Origin of the sequence: Paractinoplanes bogorensis, from assembly GCF_018829635.1 — a bacterium.
In the GTDB taxonomy this organism is placed as follows: Bacteria; Actinomycetota; Actinomycetes; order Mycobacteriales; family Micromonosporaceae; genus Actinoplanes; species Actinoplanes bogorensis.
Genome location: NZ_JAHKKG010000009.1, coordinates 251,809 through 268,551 on the forward strand (window position 1 = coordinate 251,809; position 16,743 = coordinate 268,551).

Annotated in this window: 15 protein-coding genes; 1 reads left to right on the forward strand and 14 read right to left on the reverse strand. The window is 69.8% G+C overall.

The window, feature by feature from the left end; all coding sequences use genetic code 11:
• Positions 1 to 51: 51 nt before the first annotated feature.
• The 7 genes from KOI35_RS29205 to KOI35_RS29235 form a co-directional block, all read right to left on the reverse strand.
• Positions 52 to 2,415: a glycoside hydrolase family 65 protein gene (locus KOI35_RS29205; RefSeq protein WP_215791844.1), complete on the reverse strand. Its 2,364-nt coding sequence runs from the start codon at positions 2,413 to 2,415 to the stop codon at positions 52 to 54.
• Between the two features lie 61 nt (positions 2,416 to 2,476).
• Complete coding sequence (locus KOI35_RS29210) at positions 2,477 to 3,217, reverse strand: HAD family hydrolase (RefSeq protein WP_215792037.1); 741 nt, start codon at positions 3,215 to 3,217, stop codon at positions 2,477 to 2,479.
• Positions 3,218 to 3,304: 87 nt separating this feature from the next.
• A complete protein-coding gene (locus KOI35_RS47720) occupies positions 3,305 to 3,766 on the reverse strand; it encodes an ATP-binding protein (RefSeq protein WP_308121204.1) in 462 nt (153 codons plus the stop codon).
• A gap of 120 nt (positions 3,767 to 3,886) precedes the next feature.
• Positions 3,887 to 4,759, reverse strand: a complete 873-nt coding sequence (locus tag KOI35_RS29220; protein WP_215791846.1) for a hypothetical protein — start codon at positions 4,757 to 4,759, stop codon at positions 3,887 to 3,889.
• Positions 4,760 to 4,904: 145 nt separating this feature from the next.
• Positions 4,905 to 6,206, reverse strand: coding sequence for an ABC transporter ATP-binding protein (locus KOI35_RS29225; RefSeq protein WP_215791847.1), 1,302 nt, complete (start codon positions 6,204 to 6,206; stop codon positions 4,905 to 4,907).
• Positions 6,207 to 6,346: 140 nt separating this feature from the next.
• Entirely contained in the window at positions 6,347 to 8,494 is a 2,148-nt protein-coding gene (locus tag KOI35_RS29230) for a bifunctional glycosyltransferase/CDP-glycerol:glycerophosphate glycerophosphotransferase (RefSeq protein ID WP_215791848.1), read from the reverse strand.
• The gene (locus tag KOI35_RS29235; protein WP_215791849.1) at positions 8,491 to 10,323 is read right to left on the reverse strand and encodes a DUF5941 domain-containing protein; all 1,833 of its coding nucleotides are present in this window, start codon (positions 10,321 to 10,323) and stop codon (positions 8,491 to 8,493) included. Before KOI35_RS29235 ends, KOI35_RS29230 begins: the two co-directional genes overlap by 4 nt.
• A gap of 240 nt (positions 10,324 to 10,563) precedes the next feature.
• On the opposite strand from KOI35_RS29235, the gene KOI35_RS29240 reads away from it, so the two are divergent.
• Positions 10,564 to 10,746 carry a PspC domain-containing protein gene (locus KOI35_RS29240; protein WP_438870632.1) on the forward strand — a complete coding sequence of 61 codons (183 nt, stop codon included), beginning with the start codon at positions 10,564 to 10,566 and terminating at the stop codon, positions 10,744 to 10,746.
• A gap of 116 nt (positions 10,747 to 10,862) precedes the next feature.
• Here the strand turns inward: KOI35_RS29240 and KOI35_RS29245 are convergent, their stop codons facing one another.
• From KOI35_RS29245 to pdxH, 7 genes are read right to left on the reverse strand one after another with little or no spacing between them, the layout of a single operon-like run.
• On the reverse strand, positions 10,863 to 11,651 hold the full coding sequence (locus KOI35_RS29245) for a DUF4230 domain-containing protein (protein WP_215791851.1): 789 nt from the start codon (positions 11,649 to 11,651) through the stop codon (positions 10,863 to 10,865).
• Positions 11,652 to 11,693: 42 nt separating this feature from the next.
• Positions 11,694 to 12,863, reverse strand: coding sequence for an acyl-CoA dehydrogenase family protein (locus KOI35_RS29250; RefSeq protein WP_215791852.1), 1,170 nt, complete (start codon positions 12,861 to 12,863; stop codon positions 11,694 to 11,696).
• On the reverse strand, positions 12,860 to 13,153 hold the full coding sequence (locus tag KOI35_RS29255) for a type II toxin-antitoxin system VapB family antitoxin (protein ID WP_215791853.1): 294 nt from the start codon (positions 13,151 to 13,153) through the stop codon (positions 12,860 to 12,862). The genes KOI35_RS29250 and KOI35_RS29255 overlap by 4 nt, the downstream gene beginning before the upstream one ends.
• Before the next feature lie 35 nt (positions 13,154 to 13,188).
• Positions 13,189 to 13,803: a nitroreductase family protein gene (locus tag KOI35_RS29260; protein WP_215791854.1), complete on the reverse strand. Its 615-nt coding sequence runs from the start codon at positions 13,801 to 13,803 to the stop codon at positions 13,189 to 13,191.
• A 2-nt stretch (positions 13,804 to 13,805) separates the two neighbouring features.
• Positions 13,806 to 14,726 carry an aldose 1-epimerase family protein gene (locus KOI35_RS29265; protein ID WP_215791855.1) on the reverse strand — a complete coding sequence of 307 codons (921 nt, stop codon included), beginning with the start codon at positions 14,724 to 14,726 and terminating at the stop codon, positions 13,806 to 13,808.
• Positions 14,727 to 14,736: 10 nt separating this feature from the next.
• Entirely contained in the window at positions 14,737 to 16,026 is a 1,290-nt protein-coding gene (locus KOI35_RS29270; RefSeq protein ID WP_215791856.1) for an MFS transporter, read from the reverse strand.
• The gene (gene pdxH / locus KOI35_RS29275) at positions 16,023 to 16,649 is read right to left on the reverse strand and encodes a pyridoxamine 5'-phosphate oxidase (protein ID WP_215792038.1); all 627 of its coding nucleotides are present in this window, start codon (positions 16,647 to 16,649) and stop codon (positions 16,023 to 16,025) included. The genes KOI35_RS29270 and pdxH overlap by 4 nt, the downstream gene beginning before the upstream one ends.
• Between the last annotated feature and the right edge of the window lie 94 nt (positions 16,650 to 16,743).

Consider the following 16,743-nt stretch of genomic DNA (forward strand, 5'->3'; position numbering starts at 1 on the left):
CGCATACAGAAAAGGGCCCCGGTTTCCCGGGGCCCTTTTTCGTGCCGTGGATCAGCTGGTCGCGCGCCGCACCGGAGCACGGCCGGCGGGCTGGGTCGGCGCCGGGCCGACCGCACCGGCCGGCGGGATCGGCACGACCACCGGCTTGACCTGGGTGACCTCGACGTCCTTGCCGTGGTGCTGGAGCACGAGCCGGGCCGAGCCACCGCCGTTGCGCAGCGAGTAGGTGACCTCGTCGGCGGTCACCGCCACCCGCAGCCGCAGCCCGCGCCACAGCAGCGAGAACTCCAGGCTGTTGATGCGGCTGGGCAGCCGCGGCGCGAACGACAGCTGACCGTTGAAGTCGCGCATGCCGCCCAGACCGGCCACCAGCGAGATCCACGTGCCGGCCAGCGACGCGATGTGCAGGCCGTCCCGCGAGTTCTGGTGCAGGTCGTGCAGGTCCATCAGGGCGGCCTCGCCCAGATAGTCGTGAGCCAGCTCGAGATGGCCCACCTCGGCCGCCATGACCGCCTGCACACAGGCCGAGAGCGACGAGTCGCGCACGGTCCGGGCGTCGTAGTAGGCGAAGTTGCGCGCCTTCTCCTCCGGCGTGAACGCGTCACCCCGGATGTACATCGCCATCACCAGGTCGGACTGCTTGACCACCTGCTTGCGGTACAGGTCGAAGTACGGGTAGTTGAGCAGCAGCGGGTAGGCCTCGGGCGGCGTGTTCTCGAAGTCCCACTCCTGCAGCCGGGTGAAGCCCTCGGACTGCTGGTGGACACCCAGTTCCTTGTCGTACGGGATGTGCACCGAGGCCGCCGCGTCGCGCCAGCTCGCCGTCTCCTCGTCGTCCACGCCCAGCTTGCGGGCGAGGTCGGGGTGCCGCTTGGCCGCATCGGCCGCGGTCAACAGGTTCTGCTGGGCCAGCAGGTTGGTGTAGATGTTGTCGTCGACGACCGCCGTGTACTCGTCCGGGCCGGTCACGCCGTCGATGTGGAAGCGCCCGTGCCGGTCGTGGTGACCCAGCGAGCGCCACAGCCGCGCGGTCTCGACCAGCAGCTCGAGGCCGACCTCGCGCTCGAAGTCGTAGTCACCGGTGGCCTGCACGTAGCGGCGGACGGCGTCGGCGATGTCGGCGCCGATGTGGAAGCCCGCGGTGCCGGCCGGCCAGTAGGCCGAGCACTCCTGGCCCCGGATCGTGCGCCACGGGAACGCGGCGCCCTGCAGGCCGAGGGTCTGGGCCCGCTCCCGGGCCAGGTCGAGCGTGGAGTGCCGCCAGCGCAGCACGTCGGCCGCGGCCGAGGGCTGGGTGTAGGTCAGCGCGGGCAGCACGAACGTCTCGGCGTCCCAGAACGTGTGACCGTCGTAGCCGGGGCCGCTGAGCCCCTTGGAGCCGATCGGCCGCTGCTCGGCCCGGGCACCGGCCTGCAGCGTGTGGAACAGCCCGAAGCGGACCGCCTGCTGCACCTCGGGGTCGCCCTCGACCTTGACGTCGGAGTGGTCCCAGAAGGCGTCCAGGTATTCGCGCTGGGCCTCGACCAGGCCCTCCCAGCCGTCCAGGCGGGCGCTGGCCAGCGCCGCGCCGACCTGGTCGCGTACGGCCGGCAGCGAGCGGTGGCTGGACCAGCCGTAGGCGGCCAGCTTGACCACGCGCAGCTTCTGGCCCGGCTCGAGCTTGCAGGCCACCGTCGTGCGCAGCCAGTCCGGGTGGCCCTCGGTGGTCACCGCGTGCTTGCCGGGCGTCTCGACCAGGTGCTCCATGGCCGCGGCCATCCGCAGGTCGCTCGCCTTGGTGCGGTGCACCAGCAGACCGCCGGTGCGCTGTTCGAGCACCTCCTCGGACTGCAGCGGGTGGTCGAGCACGGCGGCGACGCGCGGGTCCTTGCTCATCGGCGGCAACTGCTCGTTGGCGACGAGTTCGGACTGCAGGATCAGGCGGGACGGGCCGTCGAGCGGCTCGACCTCGTAGAGGAACGCGACGACCGAGCGCTGGGTGAAGGAGACCAGCCGGACGGTGCGTACGCGGATGGCCTGACCCGACGGCGACACCCATTCGACCGTCCGCTCGAGCGTGCCGGCCCGCAGGTCGAGCACCCGCTCGTGCGAGCGGAGTTCGCCGTAGCGCACGTCGAACGGCTCGTCGTCGACCAGCAGCCGCATGAGCTTGGCGTTGGTCACGTTGACCATCGTCTGGCCGGACTCGGGGAAGCCGTAGCCGGCCTCGGCGTACGGCAGCGGGCGGAGCTCGTAGAACGAGTTCAGATAGGTGCCCGGCAGGCCGTGCGGCTCGCCCTCGTCCAGGTTTCCGCGTATCCCGATGTGTCCGTTGGCCAGCGCGAACACCGATTCGGACTGGGCCAGCAGGTCCAGGTCGAGCCGGGTCTCCCGGATGTGCCACGGGTCGACGGGATAAGCCCGTTCACGGATCACGGTGGTGCCTCTCGAAAATGAGCAAGGGAAAAGTCTTGAAGATATAAACGCTGATACGTGCTCAGCGCGTCAGGAGTTCGGACAGGTCCGTGACGACGATGTCGGCACCGTTGTCCAGAAGGGCTTGAGTCTGGCCCACCCGGTCAACCCCGATCACGATTCCGAACTTTCCCGCACGACCAGCGGCGACGCCGGCCAGAGCGTCCTCATAGACGGCACAGCTTTCCGGCGGGAGGCCGAGCTGTTCGGCGGCGTAGAGGAACGTGTCGGGTGCGGGCTTGCCCGGCAAGTTTTGCTCGCGGGCGGTGACACCGTCCACGCGCACCTCGATGTAATCGGTGATGCCGGCCGCCTCCAGAACGTCCTTGCAGTTGGCACTGGCCGAGACGACGGCGCGGCGCAGGCCGGCTTCCTTCACGGCCTTCAGGTAGTCGACGGAGCCGTCGTAGACCTGGACCTTGCCCTCTTTGATCTTCTGCAGGACGAGGAGGTTCTTCTTGTTGCCGATGCCGTTCACGGTCTCCTGGTCGGGACCGTCGTCCGGCGTGCCCTCGGGAAGGGTGATGTGCCGAGAGGCGAGGAAGGTGCGGACCCCGTCGGCGCGGGGACGGCCGTCGACGTATTGGTGGTAGTCGGCGCCGGAGTCGAACGGGACGAACTCTTGGTCGTGCTGCGCCGACCACGTCTCGAGGAACGCGTCGAACGTCTGCTTCCACGCAGCATTGTGCACAAGGGCGGTCTGAGTGAGTACGCCGTCAAGATCGAAAAGACAGGCGGTCACGTGAGGAGGTAGTCCGAGCACGCGCCCAATGTAGTCGCCCTCGGACACGGATATGACTGGAAGGGCGGCTTCACGTCCGGACGGCGCGTTTACGGCCTGTTCAAACTACTATTGCGGGCCTGTGACGTCCGGCGCGCCAACCGTGATCCGCAACCCGATCGTGGTACCGATCGAGCCGGTCGCCACGGTGACCTCGTCGCAGAGCTGGTAGGCGAGCCAGATGCCGCGGCCACCCACCTCGTAGGCCTCGGGAATCTCGGGAGTCGCCAGGTATCGCGCGGGGATGCCGGGGCCGGAGTCGGTCACCGAGCACCAGGCCGAGCCGCCGGCGAGCCAGAGCAGCAACCGCCCCTGACCCCCGGCGTGCAGCACGACGTTGGTGACCACTTCGTTGACCGCGAGCACGAAGCCGGCGTGGCGGTCACCGACCAGCCCGGCCGCCCGCAGGCGGGCCGACACCTCGTGCCGCACCAGGGCGATCTCGTCACGGCCGAAACGACGGTCGAGAAGCCGACCGGCACTCGCCGGCACCGGCTCGGCGAGGACGGTCGGCGAGACGGCAGACTCCACCGGCTCCGCGATCGGAGCCGGCCGGACACCCTGCCTCACTCTGTCCTCCACCGTGGTGCAGCCTACGCGGTGTGCCACCTCGGTGGCACCACGCGTCCACGATAAGTCCGGCCCGGTGGGCTAGAAGAGGTCGGCGATGGTCCGGAAGATCTCGGCGTAGAAGTTGCCGTTGATGTCCCGGTACAGGCTGAACTCCATGTTCGGGCTGCCGAAGAACGGGCGCAGCGTCCACGCGAGCTGGGTGCCCACGAAGCCGAAGAGCAGGATCCAGATGTAGAGCAGCGTCATGCTCGGCGGCGTCGGCTGGGTGACCGGCCGCTGCTGGTAGGGGCGGTGCGGGTCGCGCCGCTGACCCATGCCGGGCGGAATCTGGACCGGCGCCGCACCATTGGGCGCCGCACCCTCCGCCGGGGCCCCGGCCGTCACGAGCTCCTTGGCCGGCGCGACAGCCGACGCGGCAGCCGGCTCGGCGGCCGGCTCGACCGCCTTGGGGGCCAGCAGCCCGTGCTCGTTGAGCACCCGCATGCCGCCGGTCAGGAAGCGCAGGCCGATCAGGGCCGAGAGCGCCAGGATGACCACGTTGAGCAGCTTGAAGAAGGCGTAGTCAGGCGCCGTGATGCGGAAGAACAGGCTGATCGGAGCGAACGCCAGCGCCAGCATGGCGGTCACGGTCAGCGCGACCATCACCAGCGAGAGCGACTGCCGGATCGACAACCGGGCGCCGAACACCAGGTTGAAGAGGTAGAGCGTCGGCAGGCTGATCGCCAGGGTGACGAGGAACAGCAGCGGCAGCTTGACCGCCGAGGTCAGGGCCATCAGCACGCTGTGGAAGGAGCCCAGCACCGCGCCGTAGAAGGCCAGTGCCACCACCGAGCTGACCAGCATCTGGCCGGTGAGCCGAGGCAGATCGCGGTCCTCCACGATCTGCTGCCAGATGCCCTGTCTGTCGCGCAGGATGCGCTCGATTACCAAGAGTCCGGACGCGTTCGCCACGTTCCTACCCCCAGAGGTCGGGTCCGTACCGTCGATACGCCATCGCACCGACGTGTGCGCAGAACCGTACGCCACGGATGCAAATGGGGAAAGGCCCGCGCTTACGCACGGGCCTTTCGGGTGAACTACCGGGTGAACGAGAGGGTCAGCGCCAGCCGACGTCGATGCGGTCGCCCCGCTCGTCGAAGAAGTGCAGCGCGTCCATCCGCACCGCAACCGAGAGCGGGTGCCCGGGCGAGACCGCCGGATAGGGCGCCAGCCGCACCCCGAGCTCGGCCGGCCGCCGGTGGTGCCGGCCCGGGTCGTTGAGCACGCTCGTCTGCTCGGGCTCCTTGGTCTGCACGGCGCCGCCGTTGGACCGGCCGGTGAGTCGTTGCAGGGCCCCGCCGATCCGCTTGAACGGGCTGCTGGTCACCGCCTCCTCGTCACGCTGACGGGCACCCATCTCGTCGACCACGATCGCCGTGGCACCGATGTCCAGATAGGCCAGCGACTCGTGCCCGTGGTGCTCCAGATAGCGGATGCGACCGCGCAGCACGTCTCCCGGCACGTCCGGCGCGACCGGGGTCAGCGCCTCGGCCCGCATCCCGACGACGATCCGCTCACCGTGATAGTGCGCCACGGCCCGGGCCCGGATGTCGGTCCAGGGCAGATAGAGGGCCTGCTCGCCGAAGTTGAGCTCGATGTAACGCTCGAGATGCACGTAGACCGCGGCCTCGAGCAGGTTCATCCGGGGCGCGCCGAGGAAGGCGGCCACATAGAGGGTCGCCGGTCGCCCGTACACCTCGGTCGGCGTGCCGACGTCCTGCAGCACGCCCTTGCGCATGATCGCGACCCGGTCGGCCATGGTGAGCGCCTCGGCCTGGTCGTGCGTCACGTACATGGTGGTGACGCCGAGCTCGCGGGTCAGGCTCGAGATCTCGGCCCGCAGCTCGGCCCGCAGGCCGCTGTCCAGGTTCGACAGCGGCTCGTCCATCAGGAACAGCCCGGGCCGGCGGACGATCGCCCGGCCCATCGCCACTCGCTGCCGCTGACCGCCGGAGAGCTGGCTCGGTTTGCGGCGCAGCACGTCCCCTATCCCCAGCGCGGCCGCGACGTCACCGACCCGCTCGCCGCGCGGGTGCGGCTCGACGCCCGAGAGCTTCAGCGGGAAACCGATGTTGTCGCCCACCGTCATGTGCGGATAAAGCGCGAAATCCTGGAAGACCATGGCGATGCTGCGATCACGCGGCGCGAGCTCGAGAACCGGGTCACCGTTGAGCAGGATGTCGCCCTCAGTGGGATCTTCAAGACCGGCGATCATGCGGAGAATCGTGGACTTTCCGCAGCCCGAGGGCCCGAGGAGAACCAGGAACTCACCGTCGTCGACATCCAGGCTGACATTGTTGACGGCTACGGTGCCGTCCGGCCAAACCTTGGTGACGTCCTTGAGCGAGACGGTCGACACCGCCTACCTCCCCTGCCGGGCACGATCAATGTGATCCCGGTCCCACGATGGCCGGCGATCGGCCTAATTTGACGAGGAGTATCGATGTAACGCCATCGGGTGAACGTGCCATTTGCCCAGGGTAACCGCGTGATTACACCTTAGTTCGAGAGGAAGACCCGGCGCACGACCCGCTCCGCGGCATGGCCGTCGTCGAGAGCGCAGAAGCGTTTCCGGAACGCCGAGCGGGCGGCTTCGGCGTTCTCGTCCGTATATGCCCCCCGGCCGAACAGGTCGGTGAGCCCCGCGAAGTCCGTGGCCACCGCTCCCGGCGGCTCGGCCAGGAGGTCGAAGTAGGTGCCCCGCAGATCGCGGTAGACCGGCCAGTCCGGCGCGAAAATGATGATCGGGCGGTCCAGCACGGCGAAGTCGAACATCGCCGACGAGTAGTCGGTGAGCAGCACGTCGGCCGCGAGATAAAGATCCTCGACCACCGGATGCTCGGAGACGTCGACGACGTTGCCCGCGCCCGTCAGCTCGGTGCCGGTCGAGAAATAGTGCTTGCGGACCAGCAGCAACGTGTCCGGTCCGACCGCGTCGGCCAGCCGCTCGACGTCGATCGGCTGGCGCCCGTCGGGCAGCCACTCGCGGTGGGTCGGCATGAAGAGCACGACCCGGCGGCCGGCCGGGATGCCGAGCGACTCGCGGGCGGCGGCGCTGTCGGCGGCCGTCGCCCGGGCCAGCCGGTCGTTGCGTGGATAGCCCACCTCGAGCGTCTCGTAGCCGCACGGGTACGCCGATTCCCAGGCGACCGTGGTGTGCGCGTTGGCGGTCACGCTGAGGTCCCAGCGGTCGGCTCGCCGCATCTGGGCCCGGAAGTCGGGATCCCGTACGCCCGCCGGGTGGTCCACCTGGTCGGCGCCCATCTTCTTGAGCGGGGTGCCGTGATGGGTCATGACGTGCGTGGTGCCGCGCCGCTTGACCATCCGATGGGGCCAGTTGACGTTGTTGATCAGATAGCGGGCCCGGGCCAGCGCACGGTAGTAGGGCAACGACCCCGCCACCACGTGGTCGGTGCCCGGTGGCAGCGACCCGGCCCGGCCCGGCGCGACGACCCAGAGGTGCCGCACGTGCGGGGCCAGTTCGGCCGCCTTGGTCGCGATCGCGGCCGGGTTGCAGCTGACTCCGCGGAACCAGTAGGCGCCGTACAGCGCGAGCGACTCGTCGACCGGCAGGCGCAACTGCGTACGGTAATAAAGGTGTCCGACGGCCTGCCGGGCCCGGCGCTTGACGAAGCCGGCTGTGCGCCGGGCCAGCCGCCGCCCCCACCGTGCCTTGCCCACCGCGAAGTCGAACAGACGCATCGTCCGGTACGAGCCCCGAGCCACCAACTGGTAGCGAATACCCTCACCCCGGCCGGGAGCCGGGTAGCCGCCCGGCGGCAGGTACTGCTGATACATCTCGTGCATGCGGGCGAAGAAGCGGGCCCGGGAGGCGCGTGGCACCCGGGCGTCGTGCCGCAGCACCCGCAGGAAGTGCCAGATCATCCGGCGGAAGAGCAGGCCGCGCACCTCGTCGCCGGGCGTGGCGTACTTGGTGGCCAGCGCCTGGGCGTGCTCCCAGTGATCGAAGACCTCGAAGTGCCGGTCGCCCACGGTCCGGGTGATCGCGCCGGTGCGCCGCTGCCGGTAGTGCACGCACGTCCGGGACAGGGTGCTGATCCGCGGCGCGGCCAGCATCACCGGGAACGAGAACGAGACGTCCTCGTACCAGCCGGCCTCGAAGACGAACCCGAGCCGCAGCAGGAAGTCGCGCCGGACCACCTTGTTCCAGGCCACGTGCAGGATGTTGAGGACCCGCGGCCACTGCTCGGCCGAGAAGACCTCGGGCGCCTCGGCCAGCGGCTTGCGCGCGGTGCCCGGTTGCACCCGGCCGTCCCAGTGCACCCGGTCCCACCCGACGATGAGCAGGTCGGCCTCGGTCGATCGCAGCCGGTCGTGCACCGCGGCCAGCGATCCGGGCGACAGCCAGTCGTCGGAGTCGACGAACCACACGTACTCACCGGTGGCGTGCTCGAGGCCGAGGTTGCGGGCCCGGCCCAGACCCAGATTCTCGGGCGCGGTCACCACCCGTACGCGGGGATCGCGGGCCGCGTATTCGGCCAGGATCGCGCCGCTGTAGTCGGGCGAGCGGTCGTCGACGGCCACGATCTCGAAGTCGGCGAACGACTGGCTCAGCAGCGAGTCCAAGCATTGGCGCAGGTAGCCCTGCACCTTGTAGACCGGCAGAACGATGCTCAGGAAGGTCACGAGCGGGTGCCACCTGTCCGCCAGTCGGCGATCGTGTGGAACAGGAAGGAGCCGAGCACGACCACGGCCAGCGCCAGAACGCCCGCGGTGGCGAAGCCGGCCACGGCCGCGACGGCCAGCACGAGCACCCGGCCGTCCCAGCCGAGCCAGTCGTGCGTGACCTGGCCCGCGGGGGCGGACTTCTCCATCCGGGCGACGAGGTCGTAGTGGTGCAGGGTCAGGGTGAACAGCAGCAGATAGGTCACCGGCGTCGGCACCGAGCCGGACACCCCGACGGCGACCACGAACCCGAACTCGGCCGCGCGCAGAGCGGCCGGGACGAGCCAGTCGAGCGGGCCGCCGTGCCGGGCCCGAGCGGGGAGTCCGGCCGCGAGCACGATCAGGGCGGTGACCGCGACGGCGACCGGGGCCGTGGGCTCGAAACCGCCGGTGAGCAGGGCGATCACCAGGCCCAGGGCGGCGACGGCGGCCAGTGCGGCGAAGGCGAGCGGAGCCGGCACCGGAAGCCGGCCGAGCACGGCGCGGACCAGTGGCCCGTCGTCGCGGAAGCGGGCTGTGTCCACTTTGTCGAGCACGCCGACCCGCATGCTGATCGCCCGCAGCGAACGCAGGGCCAGCGTGTACGCCATGGCGAACAGCCCGCAGATCACCATGCCGGCCAGGGCGATGCGCCCGTCGGTGAAGATGGCCAGCACCGACATCAGGGCCCAGCGCTCGCCGATCGGGAACACCACGATCCGCTTGAGCCAGTACGCCACCGACCCCGTGTCGCCCTGTACCCGCGTCGACGCCGCGCTCAGCCGGGCGCCCACTCCCCCGCCGGCCTGCGGGCGCGGGTGGGCGGCGGCCTCGTCGTGCAGCGCTCCGTACCAGGCGTCGGTCATGTGCCGCACGGTCTGCAGCACGATCGCGGTGATGGCGAGGGGCCACGCGTACGGGATACCGAGGCGCTCGGCCCCGGCGGCGAGACCCGCGTAGGCCGCGTATTCCTTGGCGCGGTCGGCCATCGTGTCGAGCCACCCGCCGAACGCACCGAACCGGCGGGTGTAGCGGGCGAGCTGCCCGTCCACGCAGTCGAGCACGAAGCCCAGGTAGAGCAGGACCCCACCGGCGATCATGGCGGGCCGCGACGCCTGCCAGAACGCGAGAGCGGCCGCGACGGCGAACAGCACCGAGATCGCGGTGACGCCGCTCGGGGTCAGGCCGAGCCGGGCGGAGAGCTTGGTGACCACGGGCGACCAGGTGCTGACGGCGTACGTGGTGAAGAAGTCGTCCTTCTCCTTGACCGCCATACGCAGGCGGGCCTTGTCCTCGTCGACCGCGGCGACCTGGTCGCGGGCCCGGGCCAGCTCGGCCGGGTCGTGGACGAGCTCGGCCTTGAGCAGCCGCAGCGGCGTCGCGACCGGCACGAGCCCGGCCTCGAGCAGGGCGGGCATCAGGTCGCGGCCACTCTCGACGGCCTTGGCCAGCACCGGCAGGTCGGCCGGGGCCACCCACATCGCGCCGCCGTAGCGGACGTTACCCGGGCTGTCACCGGTCGCGGTGAGGACCTTGCCGCGGTCTTCCCGCAGGTCACCGGCCGGGTCGGGGATGATCAGGGCGGTCGTGCGTCCGGCCGGCTCGGTCGCCAGCATCCACAACAGGCTCGGGTGGGCGACCAGGTTGTCGTCGCAGATGAGCACCGGTTCCTGAGCCGTCCGGGCCACCCGGCGCAGCGCGTCGGGGCCGCTCTCGACACTGCTCGCCCCGGCTGCCCGCAGAGCGTCGGTCAGCTCATCGGCCAGGCCGAGGGCGTGCCCGGCGCCGGCGCGCAGGACGGCCAGCGTCACCGGTCAGTCACCGCCCTGTCTCGTCCATAGGCATCGCTCAACCCCCGGCACGTGCCGCGCCGGGGGCCAGAAATCGGACCCCAGGTTAACAGCGGAGGACGTACGGGTACGGGTCACCCTTACGGGAGCCGGGACCCCTTAATCCACCTGCGGACCGAGGGCACACCGTCACCGCGTCCTTACCGTGGATATCAGGAACCGGCGCCGAGCCGGGACCCTCAGTGAAGGAGTGAAGTGACTGTGACTCGCCGTCTCGCTCGCCCCCGGGACGACCGCTGGATCGCCGGCGTCTGCTCGGGACTGGCCCGCCGCTTCGGCGTCTCGCCGAACATCATGCGGCTGATCTTCGTGCTGTCCTGCCTGCTGCCCGGCCCGCAGTTCCTGGTCTACATCATCCTCTGGGTCCTGCTGCCCAACGAGTGACCGTTCCGCTCACCCCGGGCGCCGTCGCCCACGCCCCCGGCCCGGCGGCGCCCGGCCCCTCTGGAGAAACACGAAAACGCCCGCCTCGCACATGCGGGGCGGGCGTTTCCGTTCGGTCACGGGGTGTCGAACGTGACCGTCACCGTCTGATAGCCGAGCCGGGTGAACAGGCTCTGCAGCATGCGCTCGGTGTTCTGTTTGGCCCGGTCGTCGAGGCCGCTGGACTGTGCCGCCTCGGTGATGCGCTGCTGGGCCAGGGCGTAGACCTGCTGCTGTTTGCCCGGATCGCTGCGGAAGGCGTCGCCGATGCGGTTGAACAGGCCGCGTTCCTCGGCCACGACGTAGCTCTTCTGCATGTCGAGGTTGGCCGTGCCCTGCTGCGGCGGCGGGAGCGTGATGGTCACCGTGTTCTTGTCGTTGTCGATGGTCAGCGCCTTGTCGGACAGCGAGCCGAACTCGACGTACTCCTCCACCGTGCCCGAGCCGACGAACAGCGTGCGCCGGTTGACCAGGAAGTCGGGGATGTTCTCCTTGTTCTCCTGCAGGTCGACGATGACCTGGAAGGTGCCGTCGGCCGCCACGTAGCGGCTGAGGTCGCGCATCGACTGCAGCAGCACCGGCTGGCTGCGGTCGGTGGTCTTGTCGGAGAACGGGTTGTCGAAGCTGGGCAGCACGTTGACCGCGCGCAGGCCGAGACACGTCGCGACCATGAGCGCGAAGACGAAGAACGTGAAGATCAGCAGGCGGGCGAAGCCGCTGACCTTGTTGGCCGGGGGCGGCTCTGGGGCTGCCTCGGGGGCGACCTCCGGGGTGGCCGGAGGCTGCGGTGGCGCGGTGTCGTACTCCCGCGTCGGTTCGTCGACAGTCGGCGTGACGTCGGAAGACACGTCCGGTGACTTGGCCATGTCTTCAAGGTACGAGGGGGGTACGACATTCGCAGCGGACGCTCAGGCGAATGCGCTCAATCCCGTCAATTTCTGACCGATCACCAGCTGATGGATCTCGGAAGTTCCCTCGTAGGTGAGCACGCTCTCCAGATTGTTCGCATGACGCATAACGGGATATTCCCCACTGATCCCGTTGCCGCCAAGGATCGTGCGGCACGTCCGGGCGATCGCGATCGCCTCGCGCACGTTGTTGAGCTTGCCCACGCTGACCTGCTCGGGGCGCAGCCCGCCGGACGAGTCGCGCAGCCGGCCCAGGTGCAGCGCCAGCAGGAAGCCCTTCTGCAGCTCGAGCGACATGTCGGCCAGCTTGGCCTGGGTCAGCTGGAACCCGCCGATCGGCCGGCCGAACTGTTCCCGGGTGGTCGCGTAGTCGAGGGCGACCCGCAGACAGTCGCGCGCGGCCCCCATCGAGCCCCAGATGATGCCGAACCGGGCCTCGGTCAGGCAGGACAGCGGCGCCTTCAACCCTCGGGCCTCGGGCAACCGAGCGGAGTCGGGCAGCCGGACGCCGTCGAGGGAGATCTCGCCCGTGCTCGACGCCCGCAGCGACATCTTGTGCTTGATCTCGCGGGCCGCGAAGCCCGGAGTGCCGGTCGGCACGGCGAAGCCGTAGACCCCCTCTTCGGCGCGGGCCCAGATCACGGCCACGTCGGCCAGCGGCGCGTTCGTGATCCACATCTTGCCGCCGTCGAGGATCCAGTCGTCGCCGTCGCGGCGGGCCCGGGTCGACATGTTGGCCGGGTCGGAGCCGTGGTCGGGCTCGGTCAGCCCGAAACAGCCGATCAGCTCGCCCGCCGCCATACCCGGCAGCCACTGCTGTTTCTGCTGCTCCGACCCGTATTTCCAGATCGCGTACATGGCCAGGGAGCCCTGCACACTGACCAACGAGCGGACCCCCGAGTCGGCCGCCTCGAGCTCCATGCAGGCCAGGCCGTAGGAGACCGCGGACGCACCGGCGCAGCCGTAGCCGGTGAGATGCATGCCGAGCAGCCCGAGCTTGCCGAATTCGAGGGCCAGGTCGCGTACGGGAACCTCGCCCTTCTCATACCACTCGGCGACGTGCGGCCGGACGCGGTCGTCGGCCACCCGGCGCACCACGGCCCGGATGTCGCGTTCCTCGTCGCTCAGCAGCGTGTCGACGTCGAGAAGGTCGAGCGGCGCGACGGTCATTCGACCACCAGCACCCGGGCGTGGATCTGGTTGCGCTGCTGGAGGGCCGCCCGCAGGGCGCGGTGCAGACCGTCCTCGAGATAGAGGGCGCCCTGATATTCCACGACGTGCGGGAAGAGGTCGCCGTAGAACGTCGAGTCTTCGGCCAGCAGCTTGTCGAGCGCGAGTTCGCGCTTGGTGGTGATCAGATCGGCCAGCCGGATCGGCCGCGGCGGGATCTCGGCCCACGCCTTGAGAGTGGTGTGGTGGGCGGGGTAAGGGGCTCCGTCGCGGACCGCCTTGAAGATCACGGCCGATCCCCCTCTCCCGAATTCATCACCACAGCCTAGCCCTGTCCCGGCGCGGCCCACCGGCCATGATGCACCACATCGTCCACCGGGCGGTGCCCGCGCTTGAGTGACGGAGACCTCTTGTCCGGTGCCCGATAGCCGACGCTGAGCACGCCGATCGGGCTGAACTCGGCCGGAACCCCGAACGCCGCCTTGAAGCCTGCGATGGCCGGCACCGGGATGCCGAAGAAGCAGGAACCGAGTTCCTGGTCGACCGCGCTCAGGTGCATCAGCAGGGCGGCGAAGCCGGTGTCGATGTCCCAGTACGGCACCGGCCAGTGCCCCTCGTCGCGGTCGGTCCACCCCTTGTCGGGCTGGGCGTAACGATCGAGGTAGACCGACTTGTTGGAGAAGCAGACGATGATCACCGGCGCTTTCCGCATACCGGTCAGCCAGTTGTCGGGTGCCTCGTCGGAGGCGGTCGACGACCAGTAGAGCTCGCGGTCCTTCTCGTCGGTGAGCACGAGGAAGCTCCAGCCCTGCGAGAAGCCGGCACTCGGCGCGCGCAACCCGTGCCGCACGATCCGGTCCACGATCTCGGGCGGCACCGGACGGTCGGGGTCGTAGTTACGTACCATCCGCCGCCGACGCAGCACCTCGGCGAACTCCATCGTCAGCCCTTGATTCCCCACGAGGCCGTCCAGCGCTCGCCCGGGGCCAGCACGATCAGGTCGCGGCCGGTGCGGAACGAGTCGGGCGGGCAGGTCATCGGTTCGATCGCGAGCGAGCGCCGGAACCGCTCGCCGTGCAGGGTGTCGCCCGAGAAGACCTGCCAGTACTTGAACTTGTCGTCGGCCCAGACCACGACCTTGCGGTCGGAGGACGGGTCGGCGATGGTCACCTCGGTGATCCCGTCGGTGCCGTGCGAGATGTCGCCGAAGGTGGTGTCGAGCACCAGGTCACCGATCTTGCGGGGCTCGGTGAAGTCGTACTCGCTGCCGGCCACCTCGTGGGCGCCGATCGGGAGCAGCCGGCCGTCGGCCACGATCCGGTTGCGGCCGGGCACGTGCAGCAGGGTGTCTTCGACGCTCACGCCGGGCAGCTGCACGTAGGGGTGCACCGAGTAGCCCCACGGCGCGTTGGTCGGCGAGTTGTTGACCACCGCGGAGTCGCAGCGCAGGCCGTCGGCCGAGATCGACCAGGTGGCCCGCAGGGTCAGCCACCACGGGTAGCCGATCTGGGCGGGCAGGTCGAACTCGATGGTGAGCGCCGACGCGGACTGCTCGACCAGCTTCCAGCTGCTCCAGTTGACCAGGCCGTGGATGGCGTTGTTGCGGGCCGGCTCGGTGAGCGAGAGCTGGTAGGCCTGCTCCTCGAAGGTGTACTTACCGTCGCGGATGCGGTTGGGCCAGGGCGCGAGCACCTGACCGGCCGAGGCCGGGGACAGCTCGTCGGCCTCGAAACCGTCGAGCACCGACACGTCGCCGACGGAGTAGCCGCGCAGCGTGCCGCCGACCTCCACGACGACGGCGCTCTGCCCGTCCGCCTCGATGGACCACTGGGTGCCGGACTTCGCGGCAACGACACTCGTCATGACTTGGACATTATCGGGTCTCACCTTCGGCCGTAGCGGCCGGTGGGCGGTACTTGACCAGCGCCGGGAAGGCGACCGCGAGCACGACGGCGAGTCCGGCCGCCGCGAAGCCGCCGCCGGCCCACGAGACGGCCGGCGAGGTGAGGTCGGCCGTGGCCCCGGCCCGCAGGTCGCCCAGGCGTGGACCGCCCGCGACGACGACGGTGAACACACCCTGCAACCGCCCGCGGAGCCGGTCGGGCGCGTAGACCTGCAGGATCGACTGCCGGTAGACGGCGCTGACCAGGTCGGCCGCGCCACCCACGGCCAGCAGCAGCACCATCAGCCACAGGCTGTGGGCCAGGCCGGAGAACCCGATCGCGATGCCCCAGGCGACCACGGCGATCACCAGGGCCACGCCCTGACGTTTGACCCGGCTGATCCAGCCCGAGGTCAGACCGCCGAGCACCGAGCCGATGGCGATCGCGCTGAACAGCCAGCCGACCGCCCAGTCGCCGCCGAACCGGTCGACCGCCACCTCGGGGAACAGGGCCCGCGGCATGGCGAAGACCATCGCGATGATGTCGACCCCGAACGACAGCAGCAGCACCGGCTGGGTGACCAGGAAGCGCAGCCCGTCGATGATGCCGCGCAGACCCGCCGACGGCTTGGCCTCGCCCGGGATGTGCTCGATGGGCGGGATCGGCGGCAACTTCCAGGTGGCCCAGAACGAGATCGTGAAGAGCACCGCGTCGACCAGGTAGGCCGTGGTGATGCCGGCCCCGGTGCCGGCCACCGCGAAGATCAGACCGGCCGCGAGCGGGCCGAGCACGCCGCCGGCGGTGGTGGTCGTATAGGTGAGGGTGTTGGCCGACGGCACCATCTCGGCCGGCACGATCCGCGGCACGATCGCCTGCCGGGTCGGCGAGCTGATCGCGAAGCCGGCCGACTGCACCGCGGTCAGCGCCAGCAGCAGCCACGGACTGTTCGCCCCGACCAGCGCCTGCACCAGCAGCCCGACGGTGCTGATCCAGGCCAGCATCGAGCTGGCCAGCAGCAGCTTGCGCCGGTCGACGACGTCGGCCGCGGCGCCGCCCCACAAACCGAAGATCAGCAGCGGCACCAGGCCGGCGATGCCGAGCAGACCGACCCAGGCCGACGAGTTGGTGATGGCGAACATCTCGACCGGCACGGCCACCGAGGTGAACTGGAACCCGAAGAACGAGACGCCGTTACCGACCCACATCCGGCGATAGGCGGTGACCTTCAGCGGCTTGACATCGATGACCCAGGACTTGCGCTCCGCGACTTTCGAGCTCACGGAGCGAGCCGTTCAACAACCCAAGACCGGTTTCCCGTACGCCGGAATCGCAACCGATCGTGCAGACGACTGCTTCGTCCCTGCCAGAACTCCACCGTCTCGGGCACGACCAGGAACCCGCCCCAGTGCTCAGGTGGCGGCACCGCGCCGGCACCGAAGCGCTGCTCGACCGCGGCCAGTCCGGCGTCCAGCGTCGCCCGGTCGGGCACCACCGACGACTGCGGGCTGGCCCACGCCCCGAGCTGGGAACCGCGCGGCCGGCTCGCGAAGTACTCCTCGGTCTCGGTCCGGGAGACCCGCTCGACGGCGCCGGTGACCAGCACCTGGCGCTGCATCGGGAACCACGGGAAGACCAGGCTCGCGTACGGGTTGGCGGTGAGCTCGGACCCCTTGCGCGAGTCGTAGTTGGTGAAGAACACGAAGCCGCGCTCGTCGTACTCCTTGAGCAGCACCGTGCGCGCGCTCGGCCGGCCCTCCGGCGTGGCGGTCGACACGATCATCGCGTTCGGCTCGGGCAGCCCGTAGCCGGTGGCGTCGGTGAACCAGGCCTCGAACTGGGTGCGCCAGTCGGCGGCGAGGTCGGTCTCGAGGAACGCCCCGCGCGCGGTGTAGTCACGCCGCATGCTCGCGGGCGAGGGCGGTTCGAGGGTCACGTGTGCTCCTGCGGGAATAGTCAGCGGTGGTCGTTAGCACCGCTAAAGACCCTAAGTCCCTCCG

Coding starts and splice junctions, on each gene's coding strand:
- KOI35_RS29265 (WP_215791855.1), bottom strand. CDS start 14,726: ATGACGAGTGTCGTTGCCGCGAAGTCCGGCACCCAGTGGTCCATCGAG.
- KOI35_RS29260 (WP_215791854.1), bottom strand. CDS start 13,803: ATGGAGTTCGCCGAGGTGCTGCGTCGGCGGCGGATGGTACGTAACTAC.
- pdxH (WP_215792038.1), bottom strand. CDS start 16,649: ATGCGGCGTGACTACACCGCGCGCGGGGCGTTCCTCGAGACCGACCTC.
- KOI35_RS29245 (WP_215791851.1), bottom strand. CDS start 11,651: ATGGCCAAGTCACCGGACGTGTCTTCCGACGTCACGCCGACTGTCGAC.
- KOI35_RS29250 (WP_215791852.1), bottom strand. CDS start 12,863: ATGACCGTCGCGCCGCTCGACCTTCTCGACGTCGACACGCTGCTGAGC.